This is a genomic window from Dongia sp. P2_B8, assembly GCF_056404715.1.
The window spans coordinates 884,834-903,440 of the sequence record NZ_JBFUDM010000001.1; the positions used below are offsets into that span (position 1 = coordinate 884,834).

Consider the following 18,607-nt stretch of genomic DNA (forward strand, 5'->3'; position numbering starts at 1 on the left):
GCGCCGAACGTGGGGTCGTACTTAGGGGAAGGGTAGGGACAATACCATCATGACAGATGTCTATCGCGAGCTTGGCGACTATATCGCAGCCGCCCTCGGTGACGCCGTGCTGCGCACGGAAGTCGTTCTCGGTGAATTGATGGTCTATGTGCCGGCTGCGCGCATCGAGCGCGTGCTGGGCTTTCTGCGCGACGACGGCAAATGCCAGTTCAAGATGCTGGTCGATGTCTGCGGCGTCGACTATCCGGACCGCGAAGCGCGTTTTGACGTCGTCTACAATCTGTTGAGCCTCAACCTCAATCGCCGCTGCCGCGTGAAAGTGGCGCTGGGCGAGGATGATGCGATCCCCAGCGCAGTCGCAATCTATCCGGCGGCCGGCTGGTTCGAGCGCGAGGCATATGACCTTTACGGCATCTTCTTCGACGGCAACCCGGATCTGCGGCGCATCCTCACCGATTACGGTTTCGAGGGGCATCCGTTCCGCAAGGACTTCCCGCTCACCGGCTATGTCGAAGTCCGCTACGACGAAACGCAGAAGCGGGTCATTTATGAACCGGTGAAGCTGGTTCAGGAATTCCGCTCGTTCGATTTTCTGTCGCCCTGGGAAGGCATGTTGCAGCCGCGCCCCGTCTTGCCGGGTGATGAAAAGGCTGGCGAAGCTAAAGCTGGCGAAGCGCCGGCTGGGAAGACAAACTGATGGCCGAAACGCATATCAAACCAATGACCATGAATTTCGGGCCGCAGCATCCCGCGGCCCACGGCGTGTTGCGCATGGTCATGGAGATGGACGGCGAAGTCGTGCGCCGCGTCGATCCGCATATCGGTCTGCTGCATCGCGGCACCGAGAAGCTGATCGAATACAAAACCTATACCCAGGCCATTCCTTACTTCGATCGCCTCGATTATGTCAGCCCGATGTGCCAGGAGCACGCCTTCGTGCTTGCCGTCGAAAAGCTGCTGGGCCTCGAAGTGCCGCTGCGCGGCCAGTATATCCGCGTCATGTTCGACGAAATTACGCGCATCCTCAATCACCTGCTCAACATCCCGGCCTATGCCATGGATGTTGGTGCCATCACGCCATTCCTGTGGGTGTTCGAGCAGCGCGAACTGCTGATGGAATTCTATGAGCGTGTTTCCGGCGCGCGCCTGCATGCGGCGTACTACCGGCCGGGTGGCGTGCATCAGGATCTGCCGGCCGGCCTCCTCGATGATCTCTGGGCGTGGAGCGAGAAGTTCCCCAAGGTCGTTGACGACATGGAAGGCTTGCTCACCAATAACCGCATCTTCAAGCAGCGCCTGGTCGATGTCTGCCCGGTGTCGGCCGAAGACGCCATCGCCTGGGGCTTTACCGGACCCGTGCTGCGCGCCTCGGGCGTGCCATGGGATTTGCGCAAATCGCAACCCTACATGGTCTATGACCGGATGGAATTCGACATCCCGGTCGGCAAGCACGGCGATTGCTACGATCGCTACCTGGTGCGTGTCGCCGAGATGCGCGAGAGCCTCAAGATCGTGCAGCAGTGCATCAAGCAGATGCCCGGCGGCCCGGCGAGCTCGACCGACCATAAAGTGACCCCGCCCAGCCGCGGCGAAATGAAACATTCGATGGAAGCGCTGATCCATCACTTCAAGCTTTATACCGAAGGCTATCACGTGCCGGCCGGTGAGACCTATACCGCCGTCGAGGCCCCCAAGGGCGAGTTCGGCGTCTATCTGGTTTCCGACGGCACCAATAAGCCGCATCGGTGCAAAATCCGCGCGCCGGGTTTCCCGCATCTGCAAGCCATGGATTTCCTGTGTAAGGGTTACATGCTGGCGGATTCAGTGGCGATCCTCGGCTCCCTCGACATTGTGTTCGGCGAGATCGACAGATGAGTGCTTCTACAGAGACGGATGTGGTCCAGCCGGAAAGCTTCGCCTTCACCGCGGAGAATATGGCCAAGGCCAACGCCTTCATCGCCAAATATCCGGCGGGTCGCCAGTCGTCGGCGGTGATGCCGCTCCTCGATCTGGCGCAGCGCCAGCATGGCTGGATTCCACGCGCAGCGATGGACGAGATCGCCCGCATCCTCGACATGGCGCCCATTCGCGTCTACGAGGTCGCGACCTTCTACACGATGTATAACCTGAAGCCGGTGGGCAAATACTTGATCCAGGTGTGTCGCACGACGCCGTGCTGGCTGCGCGGATCGGATGGGCTGTCGGATTTTCTTCACAAGAAACTTGGCGTCGGCTTCAAGGAAGTGACCAAGGACGGTTTGTTCAGTGTCATGGAAGTCGAATGCCTGGGCGCTTGCTGCAATGCGCCGATGGTGCAGATCAACGACGATTTCTATGAAGATCTGACGCCGGAAACGCTGGGCCATGTGCTCGACGAGCTCGCGGCCGGCCACCAGCCGAAGAAGGGTCCGCAGAATGGCCGTCGCGGCTCGATGGCTGAAGGTGGCCCGACCACGCTCAAGGACATTCCGCTGACCTTTGTCGGCGTGGAGGAGTAAGGCGATGCTTAAGGACCAGGATCGCATCTTCCGCAATATCTATTGCCAGGACGATTGGCGCCTTGCCGGCGCGCGCCGTCGCGGCATCTGGGACAATACCAAGGCACTTTTGGAAGTTGGGCCAGATAAGATCATCGATGACATCAAGGCGTCGGAACTGCGTGGCCGTGGCGGTGCCGGCTTCCCGACCGGCATGAAATGGTCCTTCATGCCCAAGCAGTCCGACGGGCGTCCGTCCTATCTCGTCGTCAATGCTGACGAGTCTGAGCCCGGGACCTGCAAGGACCGCGAGATCATGCGCTTTGATCCGCATATGCTGATCGAAGGTTGCCTGGTCGGCGGTTTCGCGATGCGCTGCACCGCGGCCTTCATTTACATCCGTGGCGAATTCTACCAGGAGGCGATGCGCCTCCAGCATGCGATTGACGAAGCCTATGCGGCCGGTTTGATCGGCAAGAATGCCTGCGGGTCAGGCTATGATTTCGATGTCATCCTGCATCGCGGTGCCGGCGCCTATATCTGCGGTGAAGAAACCGGTCTCATCGAGAGTCTTGAAGGCAAGAAGGGCCAGCCACGCCTGAAGCCGCCATTCCCGGCGGCGGTCGGTCTCTATGGCTGCCCCTCCACGGTCAACAATGTCGAAACCATTGCCGTGACGCCGACCATTCTGCGCCGTGGCCCAGCCTGGTTTGCCGGCCTTGGCCGACCGAAGAATGTCGGGACCAAGCTCTTCTGCGTGTCGGGTCATGTAAACAAGCCCTGCAATGTCGAAGAAGAGATGGGTATTCCGCTGCGCGAACTTATCGACAAGCATTGTGGTGGCGTGCGCGGCGGCTGGGACAATCTCTTGGCTGTCATCCCCGGCGGCTCTTCCGTGCCGATGCTTCCCAAATCGATCTGCGACGATGTGCTGATGGATTTTGACTCACTGCGGGCGGTGCAGTCTGGCCTCGGCACCGCGGCGGTCATCGTCATGGACAAGTCGACCGACCTCATCGAAGCGATCACGCGCTTTGCACATTTCTACATGCATGAAAGCTGCGGCCAGTGCACGCCGTGCCGCGAAGGTACCGGCTGGATGTTCCGCATCATGACCCGCTTCGTGAAGGGTGATGCCGATCCTTCCGAGATCGACATGCTGCTGGAAATCTCCAAGCAGATCGAAGGCCACACGATTTGCGCGCTGGGTGATGCCGCAGCGTGGCCGATCCAAGGTTTGATGCGTCACTTCCGCCCGGTGGTCGAGCAGCGCATGCGCGACTTCCGTGGCCGTCAAGCGGCCGAATAGGGATCCAAGATTATGCCGAAGATGACTGTCGACGGGATCGAGATCGAAGTGCCAGCAGGCATTACCGTCCTGCAGGCCTGCGAGCTCGCCGGCAAGGAAATCCCGCGCTTCTGCTACCATGAACGCCTCTCGGTCGCCGGCAATTGCCGCATGTGCCTGGTCGAGCAGGAGAAGGCGCCCAAGCCTGTCGCCAGCTGCGCCATGCCGGTTGCTGAGGGCATGGTGATCAAGACCGACAGTCCGCTGGTGCAGAAGGCCCGCAAGGGCGTCATGGAATTCCTGCTGATCAACCATCCGCTCGATTGCCCGATCTGCGATCAGGGTGGCGAGTGCGATCTGCAGGATCAGGCCGTGGCCTTCGGCAAGAGTTTCTCGCGCTACCAGGAAGAGAAGCGCGCTGTTACCGACAAGGATTTCGGCCCTCTGGTGAAGACCGAGATGACGCGCTGCATCCAATGCACGCGCTGCATCCGCTTTGCGACCGAAGTCGCCGGTGTCGAAGTGCTGGGCGGCGTCTCGCGCGGCGAGCATCTGGAAGTCACAACCTATGTCGAAAAGGGCATTGCCTCGGAACTGTCCGGCAATCTGATCGATCTCTGCCCGGTCGGTGCGCTGACCTCGAAGCCCTATGCCTTCACGGCGCGTCCCTGGGAACTGACCAAGACGGAATCGGTCGACGTATCGGATGCTGTCGGCGTCAATGTGCGCATCGACTCCCGCGGCCGCGAAGTGCTGCGCGTGCTCCCGCGCCTCAATGAAGATGTGAACGAAGAGTGGCTGGCGGATAAGGGCCGCTTCTGGGTCGACGGGTTGAAGCGCCAGCGCCTCGATCGTCCCTTCGTACGCGAGAATGGTAAGCTCAAACCTGCGAGCTGGGGTGAGGCCTTCGCCGCCATCGCCGCCCGCGCCAAAGGTGTTGACGGCAAGCGCATGGCTGCCATCGCCGGCGACCAGTGCGATGCCGAAAGCATGTTCGCGTTGAAGGAACTCATGGTCTCACTGGGCTCGCCCAATATCGATTGTCGCCAGGATGGCGCAGCACTCGATGCGAGCAACCGCGCGTCCTATCTTTTCAACAGCACCATCGCCGGCATCGACAAGGCCGATGTGATTTTGCTGGTCGGCTCCAACCCGCGCTGGGAAGCGCCGGTGCTGAACGCCCGCATCCGCAAGCGGCACCTGAAGGGCGGCCTCAAGGTCGCGTCGGTGGGTGCGGTCGGCGATCTCACCTATCCGGTCGAGATGCTGGGAGCCGGGGCCGAGACGCTGAGCCAGATTGCGAGTGGCAGCGGCAGTTTTGCCGAAGCCCTGAAGAACGCCAAGGCGCCGATGATCATCGTCGGCCAAGGCGTGCTGACGCGTGCCGATGGTGCTGCAGTCCTGGGCCTTGCCCGTAAGATCGCCGACAGTGCCAATGTCGTGCGCGATGGCTGGAATGGTTTCAACGTGCTGCAGACGGCAGCCGCTCGTGTCGCGGGTCTGGAGCTCGGCTTCGTGCCGCAAGCAGGTGGCCGTGACGTCAACAGCATCCTCGATGGTGCGCAGAAGGGCGAGATCGAGATCGTCTATCTGCTGGGCGCCGATGAGATCGATACCAACCGACTGGGTTCGGCTTTTGTCATCTACCAGGGCCATCATGGCGACCGTGGCGCGCATCGCGCTGATGTCGTGCTGCCCGGTGCCGCCTATACGGAAAAAGACGGCACCTATATGAATACTGAGGGTCGTGCACAGCTGGGTCGCCTCGCAATCTTCCCACCGGGCGATGCCAAGGCCGATTGGAGCATCCTGCGCGCGCTGTCGGAATCGGTTGGCAAGAAGCTCGGCTTCGACACGATCGAGCAGCTGCGCCGCAAGCTCTATCAGGCATTCCCGCGTTTCCAGCGCCTGGGCGTGGTTGAACCTGCGGCCTGGACGAGTTTTGGCAGCCAGGGTGAAGTCGGGCGCGATCATTTCCGACCCACCATCAGCAACTATTACATGACCGATCCGATCAGCCGCGCCTCGGCGACGATGGCGCAATGCACCGAACGTTTCGTGCAGCCGGCTGCGGGCGGAAAGACGGGCACCCATGGCTGAGTTTTTTACATCGACCTTCGGGCTCTATCTCGGCACCACCATCTTCACGGTGCTGAAGATCGTCCTCATCATCCTGCCGCTGTTGCTGGCCGTCGCCTACCTCACGTTGGCCGAACGCAAAATCATGGCGGCGATGCAGATCCGCCGCGGCCCGAACGTGGTCGGCCCCTTCGGCCTGCTGCAGCCGATCGCCGATGGCGTGAAGCTGCTGTTCAAGGAAACGATCATTCCGTCGGGCGCCWACCGCGTGGCCTTCGTCGTGGCACCGATGATCACCTTCGTGCTGTCGCTCATTTCCTGGGCGGTCATTCCGTTCGATGACGGCGTGGTGCTGGCCAACCTCAATGTCGGCATCCTCTATCTCTTCGCCATCTCGTCGCTGGGCGTCTATGGCATCGTGCTGGCCGGCTGGGCCTCGAACTCGAAATATCCGTTCCTGGGCGCGCTGCGCTCCGCAGCGCAGATGGTCTCCTACGAAGTCTCGATCGGCTTCGTGCTGGTGACCGTGTTGCTTTGCGTGGGGTCGCTCAACCTCAACGACATCGTCAAGGCGCAGGCCAATCTGTGGTTCTGTCTGCCGCTCCTGCCGATGTTCGTGGTGTTCTATATTTCGGGTCTGGCCGAAACCAACCGTCCACCGTTCGATCTCCCGGAAGCGGAATCGGAACTGGTCGCTGGTTACTTCTCGGAATACTCAGCCTTCACCTTCGCGCTCTTCTTCCTCGGCGAATACGCCAATATCTGGATGATGAGCGCCATGACCTCGATCCTGTTCCTCGGTGGTTGGCAGGCGCCTTTCAATATTGCGCCGTTCACCTGGGTCCCAGGCTGGATCTGGTTTGCCGCCAAGGCCAGCTTCATCGCCTTCAGTTTTGTCTGGGTGCGCGCCACGTTCCCGCGTTATCGCTATGATCAGCTCATGCGTCTGGGCTGGAAAGTCTTTTTGCCGCTGTCCCTCATCATGGTGATCCTGACCGCGGGCTTCCTGCTCGCGACCGATCGCCTGCCGAGGAAAGGCGAGATGTTGATGCCAGCCCCTGCGGTGGATACCACCGCGCCGGCCAGCAATTGAGGAGCTGCCCAAATGTCCGCCATTAGCCGCACGCTCAACAGCTTCCTCCTCAAGGAACTGCTCTCAGGCATGGTCTTGACCTTCAGCTACCTGTTCAAGGAGAAGGTCACGATCAACTACCCCTATGAAAAGGGGCCAATCAGTCCGCGTTTCCGTGGTGAGCACGCCTTGCGCCGCTACGCCAATGGCGAAGAGCGCTGCATCGCTTGCAAGCTCTGTGAAGCGATCTGCCCGGCGCAGGCCATCACCATCGAGGCGGAACCGCGCGATGACGGCAGCCGCCGGACGACCCGCTACGATATCGATATGACGAAGTGCATCTATTGCGGCTTCTGCCAGGAAGCCTGCCCGGTCGATGCCATCGTCGAGGGACCGAATTTCGAGTTTGCGACCGAAACCCGCGAGGAGCTGTTCTACAACAAGGACAAGCTGCTGCGGAACGGCGAGCGCTGGGAAGCGGAAATTGCCGGCAATATCGCCGCCGACGCGCCTTATCGTTGATCGCGATAGGGTGGGGGAGAACAGCTAGATGATCGTCGAGACCATCGCCTTTTATGTCTTTGCCGCGGTCGCCGTCGTATCGGCGCTGCTGGTGGTCGGTAACCGCAATCCGGTCTATTCGGTGCTGTTCCTGATTCTGACCTTCTTCAACGTTGCCGGCCTTTTCGTCCTCATCGGCGCCGAGTTCCTGGCGATGATGCTGGTCATCGTCTATGTCGGCGCCGTCGCGGTGCTCTTCCTGTTCGTCGTCATGATGCTCGACATCAATTTCGTCGAGCTGCGCCAGGGATTCGTGCGCTATCTGCCGATCGGCGCGGTGGTCGGTGTCATTCTGGCGGCCGAGCTGATCTTCGTGGTGGGCGGTACGGCTCTTGGCACGGCGGCGCCTTCGGCGCCGACGCCGGCCATCGAGCAGGTCACCAATACCGAAGCTCTCGGCAACATCATGTACACCCAGTATTTCTATCTGTTCCAGGTGTCGGGCCTCATTCTGCTGGTCGCCATGATAGGCGCCATCGTGCTGACGCACCGCGAACGCATCGGCGTCCGCCGCCAGCGCATCGCCGATCAGGTTGATCGCAATCGCAGCTCGGTCCAGCTCACCAAGGTCAAGACCGGCGAAGGTGCCTCGGGAGGTGTCAAATGAGTGCCATCGGTATCCAGCACTACCTGACCCTTTCGGCGATCCTGTTCACGATCGGTATCTTTGGCATCTTCCTCAACCGGAAGAACGTCATCATCATTCTGATGTCGGTCGAATTGATGCTGCTTTCGGTCAACGTCAACCTTGTGGCGTTCTCCCATTTCCTCGGTGACCTCACCGGCCAGGTCTTTGCGATGCTGGTCCTGACGGTTGCCGCGGCTGAGGCTGCCATTGGCCTCGCCATCCTTGTGGTCTTCTTCCGGACTCGCGGCTCGATTGCCGTCGAGGACGTCAACATGATGAAGGGCTGACATGAATCTCGACGTCGCCATCGTCGCCCTTCCGCTGCTGGGCGCACTCATCGCCGGAATCGGCAATCGCCGCATCGGCGATCATGCCGCGCAATGGATCACCTGCGGCCTGATGCTGGCCGTCATGGTCATTTCCTGGATCACCTTCTTCGATGTGACCGGCAACGGCAACGTGCGCACCACGGAACTGTTTACCTGGTTTGAGACCGGGACCTTCAAGGCTGCCTGGGCGCTGCGCATCGACCAGCTGTCGGCCGTGATGCTGGTCGTGGTCTCGACCGTTTCGACCATGGTCCACATCTATTCCATCGGCTACATGCACCACGACAAATCGGTGCCGCGCTTCATGGCCTATCTGTCGTTGTTCACCTTCTGCATGCTGATGCTGGTGACGGCCGACAATTTCATTCAGATGTTCTTCGGCTGGGAAGGGGTGGGCCTCAGCTCGTATCTCCTCATCGGCTTCTGGTTCGACCGGCCGAGCGCCAATGCGGCCGCCATCAAGGCCTTTCTGGTCAACCGCGTCGGCGATTTCGGTTTTGCGCTGGGGATCATGGGCTGCTTCCTCGTCTTCAATACGGTCGAGTTCAAGCCGATCTTCGATGCGGTCATTGCTGGACAGACACCGCCGACCTTCAACTTCTTAGGGTATGAGGTCGACACGCTGACGGCGCTGTGCCTGCTGTTGTTCGTGGGCGCCATGGGCAAGTCGGCGCAGCTGTTCCTGCACACCTGGCTGCCGGACGCCATGGAAGGTCCGACCCCGGTTTCGGCCCTCATCCACGCCGCTACCATGGTGACAGCTGGCGTCTTCATGGTCTGCCGCCTGTCGCCAATGTTCGAATACGCGCCCTATGCCAAGGAAGTTGTGGCTGTGGTTGGTGCCTCGACAGCCTTCTTTGCGGCGACGGTGGGGCTTACCCAGAACGACATCAAGCGGGTGATCGCCTATTCGACCTGCTCGCAGCTGGGCTACATGTTCTTTGCTGCTGGCGTCGGGGCCTATGGCGCCGCCATGTTCCATCTGTTCACACACGCCTTCTTCAAGGCGCTGCTGTTCCTGTGCGCAGGCTCGGTCATTCACGCGATGTCGGGCGAGCAGGACATGCGCAAGATGGGTGGCATCTACAAGCTCATCCCCACGACCTATACCTTGATGTGGATCGGCAATATTGCGCTGGCTGGTGTTGGTATCCCCGGCGTGTTCGGTTTTGCCGGCTTCTATTCCAAGGACAGCATCCTGGAATCGGCCTTCGCCGCGCATAGCAGTGTCGGCATGTATGCCTTCTGGCTCGGCATCGTCGGTGCGGTGATGACCGCGTTCTATTCCTGGCGCCTCATCTATCTGACCTTCCACAATAAGCCGCGCGCCTCCCATGACGTGATGCATCACGTTCATGAAAGCCCGAAGGTGATGCTGATTCCGCTCTTCGTACTGGCGGCCGGCGCCATCTTCTCCGGCTTCATCTGGCATGAAGGCTTTGTTGGCGCTGACATGGAGCATTTCTGGGGTCAGGCGATCCACTTTGCCGCTACCAACGAAGTGCCGCATCATGCCCATGATGTCCCACTCTGGGTGAAACTGCTGCCGCTGGCGGCGGGTATCATCGGCATCCTTTTTGCGACCTATGCCTATCTCGTGCAGAAGGGCCTGCCATCGGCGATCGCCACGGCACTGCGGCCGCTGTATCTGATGTCCTTCAACAAATGGTATTTCGACGAGCTCTATGACGCGATCTTCGTCAACCCAATCAAGGCGCTCGGCCGCTTCCTGTGGAAGAAGGGCGATGGCGCGGTGGTCGATGGTGCTGTCGATGGCTTCGCCTGGCTGACCGGGACCTGGTTCGCCAAGCGCGCCAGCGCGCTCCAGTCGGGCTATGTCTACCATTACGCTTTCGTCATGCTGATCGGCATCGTTGCCTTGGTCAGCTGGTACATTTTTGCCTTTGGTAAGTGAGAGACGTGATGAGCGGCAGCATGCCCATCCTCAGCCTGACGACGTTCCTGCCGCTAGTGGGCGCAGCACTCATTCTCATCCTCAAGGGTGATGAAGGGGCGGTTGCCCGCAACGCACGCTATATCGCGCTGTGGACCTCGCTCATCACCTTCGCCGTTTCGCTGGTGATCTGGTTCAACTTCGATCGCACGACCGTCGGCTTTCAGTTTGAGGAAAAGATCGACTGGCTGCCGTTGCTCAACATCAATTATCACATGGGCATCGATGGTATCTCGATGACCTTCGTGCTGCTCTCGACGTTGTTGACGCCGATCTGCATTCTGGCTTCCTGGGAAGCGATCGAGAAGCGGGTCAAGGAATACATGATCGCGTTCCTCGGCCTTGAGACGCTGATGGTCGGCACTTTTTGTGCGCTCGATTTCATCACCTTTTACATCTTCTTCGAAGGCGTCCTCATCCCGATGTACCTGATCATCGGTATCTGGGGTGGTCCGCGCCGCGTCTACGCGTCGATCAAGTTCTTCCTGTTCACGCTCGCGGGCTCGGTGCTGATGCTGTTGGCGATCCTGGCCATGTACAGCATCGCCGGCACCTCTGATATTCCGTTGCTGATGGCCTATAGTTTCGATCCCTCGATCCAGAAATGGTTGTGGCTCGCCTTGTTCGCATCCTTCGCGGTCAAGGTGCCGATGTGGCCGGTCCACACTTGGTTGCCCGATGCCCACGTCGAAGCGCCGACGGCCGGTTCGGTGATTCTGGCCGGCGTGCTGTTGAAGATGGGCGCTTACGGTTTCCTGCGCTTCTCGATTCCGATGCTGCCTGAGGCCTCCGCCTATTTCACGCCTCTGGTCTATGGCCTTAGCGTGGTGGCAGTGATCTATACGTCGCTGATCGCCCTGGCGCAGGAGGACATGAAGAAGCTCATCGCCTATTCATCCGTGGCGCATATGGGTTTCGTGACCGCTGGTATCTTCTCGATGACCCAGCAGGGTCTTGAAGGTGCGTTGTTCCAGATGCTCTCTCACGGCATCGTTTCGGGCGCACTCTTCCTGTGCGTGGGTGTCATCTATGATCGGCTGCACACCCGCGAGATCGCGCGCTATGGCGGCCTCGTACATCGCATGCCGAAATACGCGGCTGTGTTCATGATCTTCACCATGGCCTCGGTCGGCTTGCCCGGTACCAGTGGCTTCATCGGCGAATTCCTGGTGATGGTCGGTGTCTTCAAGGACAATACCTGGGTGGCGTTGCTGATCGCGACCGGTGTCATCCTGGGCGCTGCCTACATGCTGTGGCTCTATCGCCGCATCATTTTCGGCGAGTTGGTCAAGGAAGACCTCAAGAACATGCTTGATCTCTCGCTGCGCGAGAAGGCGATCTTCGCGCCGTTGCTCCTGCTGGTGTTCTGGATGGGTATCTATCCCATCAGCTTCACCTCGATCTTCGGGCCGACGGTGACCGATTTCATCCAGAATTACGGCCCGCGCATGGACGCGGTGGCAGCGGATTCCGCTGCGACAAATCAGTAAGGCAAGGACAGTTCCGCCATGAATTCGTTCATCGATCTCAATCTTGGTCTCGCCCGGCCGGAGATCTTCCTTGCCATAGCGGCCCTGGCCTTGCTCGTCATCGGCGTCTCGCTCGGCGATCGGCATACCCGCCTCATAGCCTGGGCCAGCATCGTGGCCCTGGTCGTTGCGATTATCCTTACTATTTCGGATTCGGCCGACGGTCTGGCGTTCCACGGCCTGTTCATCGCTGACGATTTCGCGCGCTTTGCCAAGGTGCTGTCCTTTGGTGCTGCGGCATTGGCCATCACCATGTCGCTGGACTATGCCGAGCGGGAAGGGATGGCTCGGTTCGAGTTGCCGTTGCTGATGCTGCTGGCGTCTCTCGGCATGGCGTTGATGATCTCGGCCAACGACCTCATCTCGCTCTATGTGGGCCTTGAGCTGCAGTCGCTGGCGCTCTATGTCGTGGCAGCAATCCGGCGCGACACGATCAAGTCGACGGAAGCCGGTCTCAAATATTTCGTTCTCGGTGCCTTGAGCTCCGGCATGCTGCTTTACGGTTCGTCGCTGATCTATGGCTTTACCGGCTCGACCAGCTTTTCGGTTCTCGCGGCATCCCTGACCGGCGAGGCATCGCTGGGGCTTATCATCGGCATCGTTTTCCTGTGTGCTGGTCTTGCCTTCAAGGTCTCGGCAGTTCCATTCCACATGTGGACGCCGGACGTTTATGAAGGTGCGCCGACACCGATCACAGCCTTCTTTGCCGCAGCGCCCAAGGTCGCCGCAATCACGCTGTTCTCGCGTGTGCTGGTGGGGCCGTTTGGTGATCTCGTCGGCCAGTGGCAGCAGATCATCATCTTCATTGCCGTGGCTTCGATGATCCTCGGTGCCGTTGCTGCGATCGGCCAGAAGAATATCAAACGCCTGATGGCTTACTCGTCGATCGGCAATGTGGGCTATGCCCTGGTCGGCCTGGCCAGCGGCACGCAGGAGGGCATTTCCGGCTTGCTCACCTATATGGCGATTTATGTCGCCATGACCATTGGCGCCTTTGCCGTCATTCTTGCCATGCGTCGCAAAGGTGAAGCGGTCGAGGAGATCAGCGACCTGGCTGGTCTCAGCCGGTCGCAGCCGGGCCTCGCATATGCGCTTGCTATCTTCATGTTCTCGATGGCTGGCATTCCGCCCTTCGCCGGGTTCTTCGGCAAGCTGTTTGTGTTCATGGCGGCGATCCAGGCCGGCCTCAACCTGGTGGCCGTGATCGGTGTCCTGGCCAGCGTGGTGTCGGCCTTCTATTATATCCGCATCATCAAGGTGATGTTCTTCGACCAGCCGACCGAGGCCTTCGATCGCATTTCTCCGACCTTGCGCCTGGTGCTGATCGCAACCGTCTTTGTGATCACCTTTGGCTTCCTGGCGGGCTCGCCGTTCTTTGACCTCTCGGCCAATGCCGCGAGTGTGCTCTTCGCCGAATGAACCTGATCTTCCGCGTCGAAACGGTTGCGGAGATCGACAGCACGAATGAAGAGCTGAAACGCCGGGCGCTTATCGGGGCAGAGGCCGGGTTGGTGCTGCGATCCGATCTGCAGACTGCTGGGCGTGGTCGGCGCGGTCGTCAATGGGTCTCGGAGCCAGGCAACCTCTATGTGTCGCTGTTGCTGCGGCCGGGAAAGTCGCCGGCTGAGGCCGCAACGCTGGGCTTTGTCGCTGCCATTGCTCTCGGTCGTCTGTTGCGGGCCATCGTGCCGGTCCCGGTGCTGCACAAATGGCCGAACGACGTGCTGGTTGATGGCCGCAAGATCTCCGGCATTCTGCTGGAATCCGGTGGGATCACAGGTGGCAAGGTCGATTGGCTGGTGCTGGGGATGGGCGTCAATTTGCGCCACCATCCGGTGGAGAGCCTTTATCCGACCACGGATCTTGTCGCTGCCGGAGGTCCCGGCTTGACGCCGGATCAGGCCCTGGATCTGTTGTTGGCTGAGTTGCAACCGCTTCTCATTCTCTGGCAACGGGATGGGTTTGCTGCTCTCCGCGCCGAGTGGCTGGCGCATTGCACGGGCCTCGGCGAAACCGTCCTGGCGCGGTTGGAGCAGGAAGAAATATCCGGCCTCTTCGACGACATCGAGGCGGACGGAACGCTCATCATGGCATTGGCCGATGGTACCAAACGCCGGATTGCCGCCGGTGATATATTCGTGCCTCAACGTTAGAATGCGCCCGTTAGGACGTGCTGGGGATAATCCGATGCTGCTTGCGATCAACGCCAACAACACCAATGTGAAGTTCTCGGTCTATGACGGCGCCAAGTCCGTGGGCGACTGGCGCATCAAGACCGAGGCCGGCCGAACGGCGGACCAGTACATCGTCTGGCTCAATCAGTTGATGACGATGAAGGGCCTGTCGCTGAAGTCGATCGATGCCGCGATCATTGCGACCGTGGTGCCGCAATCCTTGTTCCATCTCAACATGCTGTGCGAGACGCATCTCGGTACCAAGCCGCTCGTGGTGGGTGACCCGTCGGTGAAGCTCGGCATCGAGGTCAAGATGGACATCCCGATGTCGACCGTTGGGGCCGATCGCCTGGCCAATGCCGTGGGTGGCCATCTTACCTATATGAAGCCGCTGATTGTCGTCGATTTCGGCACGGCAACGACTTTCGACGTGGTCGACCAGGACGGCAACTATATCGGCGGCGCCATCGCGCCCGGCATCGTGCTCAGTGTCGAGATACTGCACAGTGCCACGGCCATGCTGCCCAGGATCGTGGTCGAACGGCCAGGGCGCGTGATTGGCAAGAGTACGACCGAGGCGATGCAATCCGGCATCTTCTGGGGCTATGTCGGCCTGGTGGAGGGAATGGTGAAGCGCATCGCGGATGAATTCGGCGGCCCGCTGGATGTCGTGGCCACAGGTGGCCTGGCACCCTTGTTCCACGGTCAGACACCTGTCATCACGCATCTCGACCCCGACATCACCATGCGCGGGTTGGTCGAAATCTATCGCCGCAACCGCGCATGAGCGATCCGTTCAAACCAGGTCCCGACGAATTGCTGTTCCTGCCCTTGGGCGGGTCCGGCGAGATCGGCATGAACCTCAACCTCTATGGCCATGACGGCAAATGGCTGATGCTGGATCTTGGCATCTCATTTGGCGACGACAGCACGCCGGGCATTGACGTCGTCATGCCGAACCCGCAATTCATCACCGAACGCGCAGCCGATCTGGTCGGCATCGTGCTGACCCATGCCCATGAAGATCATATCGGTGCCGTGCCCTACCTCTGGTCGCGGCTGCGCTGCCCACTTTATGCAACGCCTTTCACGGCGTCGGTGTTGCGGCGCAAGCTGGTTGAGGTCGGGCTGGAGGTGCAGGCGCCGATCACGATCATCCCAATGTCGGGCAGCCGTGATATCGGCCCCTTCAACGTCGAACTGATCACGCTCACCCATTCGATTCCCGAACCCAATGCCGTCGTCATCCGCACCAAGCATGGCGCGGTGCTCCACACGGGCGATTGGAAGCTCGATCCTGAGCCGCTGGTGGGCGAACCCACCGATGTGGCAGCGCTGCGCCGCCTCGGCGACGGCGGCGTTCTGGCCATGGTATGCGATTCCACCAACGTCTTTGTCGAGGGTACTTCTGGTTCGGAAGCCGATGTGCGCGATTCGTTGATGGAAGTGGTGGGGGGACTTAAGAACCGTGTCGCTGTCGGCTGCTTTGCCAGCAATCTCGCCCGCGTCGAAACGATCGCCCGGGTCGCGGAAGCGCATGGCCGCCATTGTGCGCTTATCGGCCGGTCGCTGTGGCGCATGCTGGAATCGGCGCAGGAGAATGGCTATCTGACGGACCTGCCGAAATTCGTGACAGAACATGATATCGGCTATTTCCCGCGCGAGAACATCCTGATGATCTGCACCGGCAGCCAGGGTGAGCCGCGTTCTGCGCTGACCCGCATCGCGCGGGGCGAACATCCGCAAGTCTCGCTCGAAGCCGGTGATGCGGCGATCTTTTCCTCGCGCGTCATCCCAGGCAATGAAAAATCCATCAACCGGCTGCATAACGACCTCACCAGGCGAGGTGTCGAGATCATTACCGATCGCGACGAAGATGTGCATGTTTCCGGCCATCCCGCCCGCGATGAATTGGCCGAGATGTATCACATGGTGCGTCCGCGCATAGCGCTGCCGGTCCATGGGGAAGCGCGCCATATTCAGGAACATGTCGTCTTCGCCCGGGCCTGCCAGGTGCCAGAAGCGTTGGCACCGGAAAATGGCACGCTCATCCGCCTGGCACCGGGACCTGCTGAAATCATCGCACGGGTTCCGGCAGGGCGTCTGGCGCTCGATGGCAAGGCTCTGGTCTCTGCCGACAGCGAGGCGATCCGCCATCGCCATCGCATGAGCTACAATGGCGTCATCATGGCGTCAGTGGTCATCGAACCAAGCGGCCGGTTGCTGACACCGCCCCGGGTCTCGCTCGATGGATTGCTGGAAGGCGATGAGGCGCAAGCTGCTATGGCCAAGATCAGCAATGCAATCGATTCCGCCATCGACGCGATGCCGCCCTCGAAGCGTGGCGATGATGCCGAGGTAGGTGAGACGGCACGTCTGGCCGCCCGCCGCTGGTATCAGAAGGCCTTCGACAAGAAACCGGTGACCAAGATCCACGTCATCCGCGTGTGAAGGACCGTTTCCCACCAAACAGATAGACGATCGGCCCCGCCGGCAGCAGTGCCAGCATCTCGGCCATCAGGAAGGGCATGGCGAGCCAGCCTGAGGCGGCCAGGAAACGTAGGGCCTGCGTCTCGGGGAGTCCCAGGATCAGCACCAGGAAATCGATCGCGACCAGAGCCACCAGCAGCGTCAGGATGGCGTATTTGCGCACGTCGACAGCGCCGCGCTGGAAGCCGATCGCCGTCAGCATCAAGGTGGCGATGACGATCAAATGGCTGCCGACGATGACCGCCGTCCGTCCTTCCGCCCAGAGCGCCATGACGAAGGGCAGGCTGAAGGGTGATGCGTCGGCGAGCATCTGCCAGCCGCCCATGAAGGTCTCGACGATGGCCCAGATCAGCAGGGAAGCACCCAGTATGATTTGGAAGAACCGCGCCCGGAATCCATAGTGCCGATTGATCCAGGACAGCAACACAATGGCCCAGGTCAGCCCCATGGCGGAATCCAGCAGCGACAGGATAAGGACGAGGGCCAAGGCAAAGCCCCAGATCAGGCCCTCCGGCGCTGGCGGTTCGGCACCTTCGTCGGCGGCGAGGACGAAGAGTGGGGCAATACCCAGGGCCAGCACGGCGGCTGCCAGCAGCATGGTCCCGTTCAAGAGACTGCTGGGACCAAGGCCCAACGTTGGCAGTGTGATTGCCAGGAACAGGGCCATCAGCAACGGCACGATCGTGGTCGTGCTGTGCTCGCGCAATGTCCCGCCGATGAGCGTCCCAGCCATGGCCAAGCATGCGACCAGGAACGGCAAGGCGACAATCAGGGTGACGATGTTGGGATCGGTATCGTAACCCGGCGCATTCAGCACGCCGACCCAGATCCCGAACGCTGATTCCATCGTCGGCTGTGCCACAAAATGAGCGATGCCAATGCCTGCCAACACGATGGCCGGAATCCAGAGCCATAGCAGGTCGATTCCATAGCGGTCGATGCAGGCGACCAGATGGTCAACCAGGGCGATGGCGGTGACCACTGCAACGAAGCCAATGCCGATCCATCCCATGGCCGTGAAGGCCGGGAACAGAACCAGCGCCAAGATGATGCCAGGCCCGACCAACAGGTCGCGCCGGGCGATCGCGTGAAAGAGGGGCAGGCGGTCGATAATCGTGGCGGGAACCAGGAGCGGGAAGGCCAGGGCCAGCCAGGCAATGGCAACGGGGATTGGCTGCGGGGCGAGCTCCGGCCGCAAGATGGGCAAGCAGTCGGCGATCATCACACCCAAGCCAACCGTCGCCAGCCCAATCTGGCGGAGGCGGATCATCGCATTGGTCGCTGGTTCGTCCGATATGGGACCCACCATCCCGATGTCTCCAGCTGTGCCACTCCGGGGCCAAATTCACCCGCGAAACGACGGAAAATTATAGAATAGACGTTCTCACCAGAGCGTTATTCGCCGTTCGACTGCCAAACTGCTAAGATGCGGCCATGTCGTCTCTACCCAGCCAGCGCCCCGGTAACGATCGATGCGGCAACGCCGGTTTTCGCGCCCCATCCCGATTCGCGAAAATTTACGTGATGCTAATCATTCTTACCTGCTTCGTCGGGGCTTTTCCAGCAGCCGCCGACGTGGCCGTTACACGCCGGGACTGCGATCAACTGGTAACCTATCGACAGGCCCCTGGCGTCGAGTACCAGCCTGGGGTGGACGTGCGCGGCAACCCCGTGGCACCGGCCGATCTCGGCGGCGGGTACCAGATCAAACCGCCTGAAACCATCGTCATCCCAATAGAGATCCTGATCCAGGACCGCTTCCACATTCCGACCAATTCCGTACTCTGGAACGCCAAGGCGCAGGTCGGCGTGGTCACGGTCAAAGGCAATCAGGTCTATTACGAAGGCCAGCTCCTGGGCGACCCGGAAACAGCAGCCCTCGAGCAGCTCTGCCGCGAGCAATTCCCATCCCAGTGACCTAGCCGGGCCCAACCCTTCTGGGCGGCCCAGGCTTGTGGACAGGTGCTGGCGCTTTGCCTAAAGTCCCCCGCCAATCAGCGGTCCCACTAACACTCCTTTATTCAGC

17 protein-coding genes are annotated in these 18,607 nt (G+C 60.5%); 16 read left to right on the top strand and 1 reads right to left on the bottom strand.

The features are described from left to right. The first annotated feature begins 49 nt into the window (after nt 1-49). From AC1DWZ_RS04100 to AC1DWZ_RS04170, 15 genes are read left to right on the top strand one after another with little or no spacing between them, the layout of a single operon-like run. Nucleotides 50-697 (top strand): NADH-quinone oxidoreductase subunit C, encoded by a 648-nt coding sequence (locus tag AC1DWZ_RS04100; RefSeq protein ID WP_477167586.1) that lies wholly within the window; start codon nt 50-52, stop codon nt 695-697. Continuing rightward, nucleotides 697-1,875, top strand: a complete 1,179-nt coding sequence (locus AC1DWZ_RS04105) for an NADH-quinone oxidoreductase subunit D (protein WP_477167587.1) — start codon at nt 697-699, stop codon at nt 1,873-1,875. Before AC1DWZ_RS04100 ends, AC1DWZ_RS04105 begins: the two co-directional genes overlap by 1 nt. After that, entirely contained in the window at nt 1,872-2,498 is a 627-nt protein-coding gene (gene nuoE, locus AC1DWZ_RS04110; protein ID WP_477167588.1) for an NADH-quinone oxidoreductase subunit NuoE, read from the top strand. Before AC1DWZ_RS04105 ends, nuoE begins: the two co-directional genes overlap by 4 nt. 4 nt (nt 2,499-2,502) lie before the next feature. After that, entirely contained in the window at nt 2,503-3,786 is a 1,284-nt protein-coding gene (gene nuoF, locus AC1DWZ_RS04115) for an NADH-quinone oxidoreductase subunit NuoF (protein ID WP_477167589.1), read from the top strand. 12 nt (nt 3,787-3,798) lie between these two features. Continuing rightward, nucleotides 3,799-5,865 (top strand): NADH-quinone oxidoreductase subunit NuoG, encoded by a 2,067-nt coding sequence (nuoG, locus tag AC1DWZ_RS04120; protein ID WP_477167590.1) that lies wholly within the window; start codon nt 3,799-3,801, stop codon nt 5,863-5,865. Next, nucleotides 5,858-6,937 (top strand): NADH-quinone oxidoreductase subunit NuoH, encoded by a 1,080-nt coding sequence (nuoH, locus tag AC1DWZ_RS04125; protein ID WP_477167591.1) that lies wholly within the window; start codon nt 5,858-5,860, stop codon nt 6,935-6,937. Before nuoG ends, nuoH begins: the two co-directional genes overlap by 8 nt. Nucleotides 6,938-6,949: 12 nt before the next feature. Beyond that, nucleotides 6,950-7,438, top strand: coding sequence for an NADH-quinone oxidoreductase subunit NuoI (gene nuoI, locus AC1DWZ_RS04130; protein WP_298684211.1), 489 nt, complete (start codon nt 6,950-6,952; stop codon nt 7,436-7,438). 28 nt (nt 7,439-7,466) lie between these two features. Beyond that, entirely contained in the window at nt 7,467-8,084 is a 618-nt protein-coding gene (locus AC1DWZ_RS04135) for an NADH-quinone oxidoreductase subunit J (RefSeq protein WP_477167592.1), read from the top strand. Further along, a complete protein-coding gene (gene nuoK, locus AC1DWZ_RS04140) occupies nt 8,081-8,392 on the top strand; it encodes an NADH-quinone oxidoreductase subunit NuoK (RefSeq protein WP_477167593.1) in 312 nt (103 codons plus the stop codon). The genes AC1DWZ_RS04135 and nuoK overlap by 4 nt, the downstream gene beginning before the upstream one ends. Before the next feature lies 1 nt (nt 8,393). Next, entirely contained in the window at nt 8,394-10,349 is a 1,956-nt protein-coding gene (gene nuoL, locus AC1DWZ_RS04145; protein ID WP_477167594.1) for an NADH-quinone oxidoreductase subunit L, read from the top strand. An 8-nt stretch (nt 10,350-10,357) separates the two neighbouring features. Then, the gene (locus AC1DWZ_RS04150; RefSeq protein ID WP_477167595.1) at nt 10,358-11,878 is read left to right on the top strand and encodes an NADH-quinone oxidoreductase subunit M; all 1,521 of its coding nucleotides are present in this window, start codon (nt 10,358-10,360) and stop codon (nt 11,876-11,878) included. Between the two features lie 18 nt (nt 11,879-11,896). Next, entirely contained in the window at nt 11,897-13,336 is a 1,440-nt protein-coding gene (gene nuoN, locus AC1DWZ_RS04155; protein WP_477167596.1) for an NADH-quinone oxidoreductase subunit NuoN, read from the top strand. After that, complete coding sequence (locus AC1DWZ_RS04160) at nt 13,333-14,070, top strand: biotin--[acetyl-CoA-carboxylase] ligase (protein ID WP_477167597.1); 738 nt, start codon at nt 13,333-13,335, stop codon at nt 14,068-14,070. Before nuoN ends, AC1DWZ_RS04160 begins: the two co-directional genes overlap by 4 nt. Before the next feature lie 34 nt (nt 14,071-14,104). Continuing rightward, nucleotides 14,105-14,878: a type III pantothenate kinase gene (locus AC1DWZ_RS04165; protein ID WP_477167598.1), complete on the top strand. Its 774-nt coding sequence runs from the start codon at nt 14,105-14,107 to the stop codon at nt 14,876-14,878. Further along, nucleotides 14,875-16,542: a ribonuclease J gene (locus tag AC1DWZ_RS04170; RefSeq protein WP_477167599.1), complete on the top strand. Its 1,668-nt coding sequence runs from the start codon at nt 14,875-14,877 to the stop codon at nt 16,540-16,542. Before AC1DWZ_RS04165 ends, AC1DWZ_RS04170 begins: the two co-directional genes overlap by 4 nt. Here the strand turns inward: AC1DWZ_RS04170 and AC1DWZ_RS04175 are convergent. Next, nucleotides 16,529-17,890 carry a hypothetical protein gene (locus AC1DWZ_RS04175; protein ID WP_477167600.1) on the bottom strand — a complete coding sequence of 454 codons (1,362 nt, stop codon included), beginning with the start codon at nt 17,888-17,890 and terminating at the stop codon, nt 16,529-16,531. The genes AC1DWZ_RS04170 and AC1DWZ_RS04175 overlap by 14 nt on opposite strands. A 215-nt stretch (nt 17,891-18,105) precedes the next feature. On the opposite strand from AC1DWZ_RS04175, the gene AC1DWZ_RS04180 reads away from it, so the two are divergent. Beyond that, the gene (locus tag AC1DWZ_RS04180) at nt 18,106-18,498 is read left to right on the top strand and encodes a hypothetical protein (RefSeq protein ID WP_477167601.1); all 393 of its coding nucleotides are present in this window, start codon (nt 18,106-18,108) and stop codon (nt 18,496-18,498) included. Nucleotides 18,499-18,607: the final 109 nt, after the last annotated feature.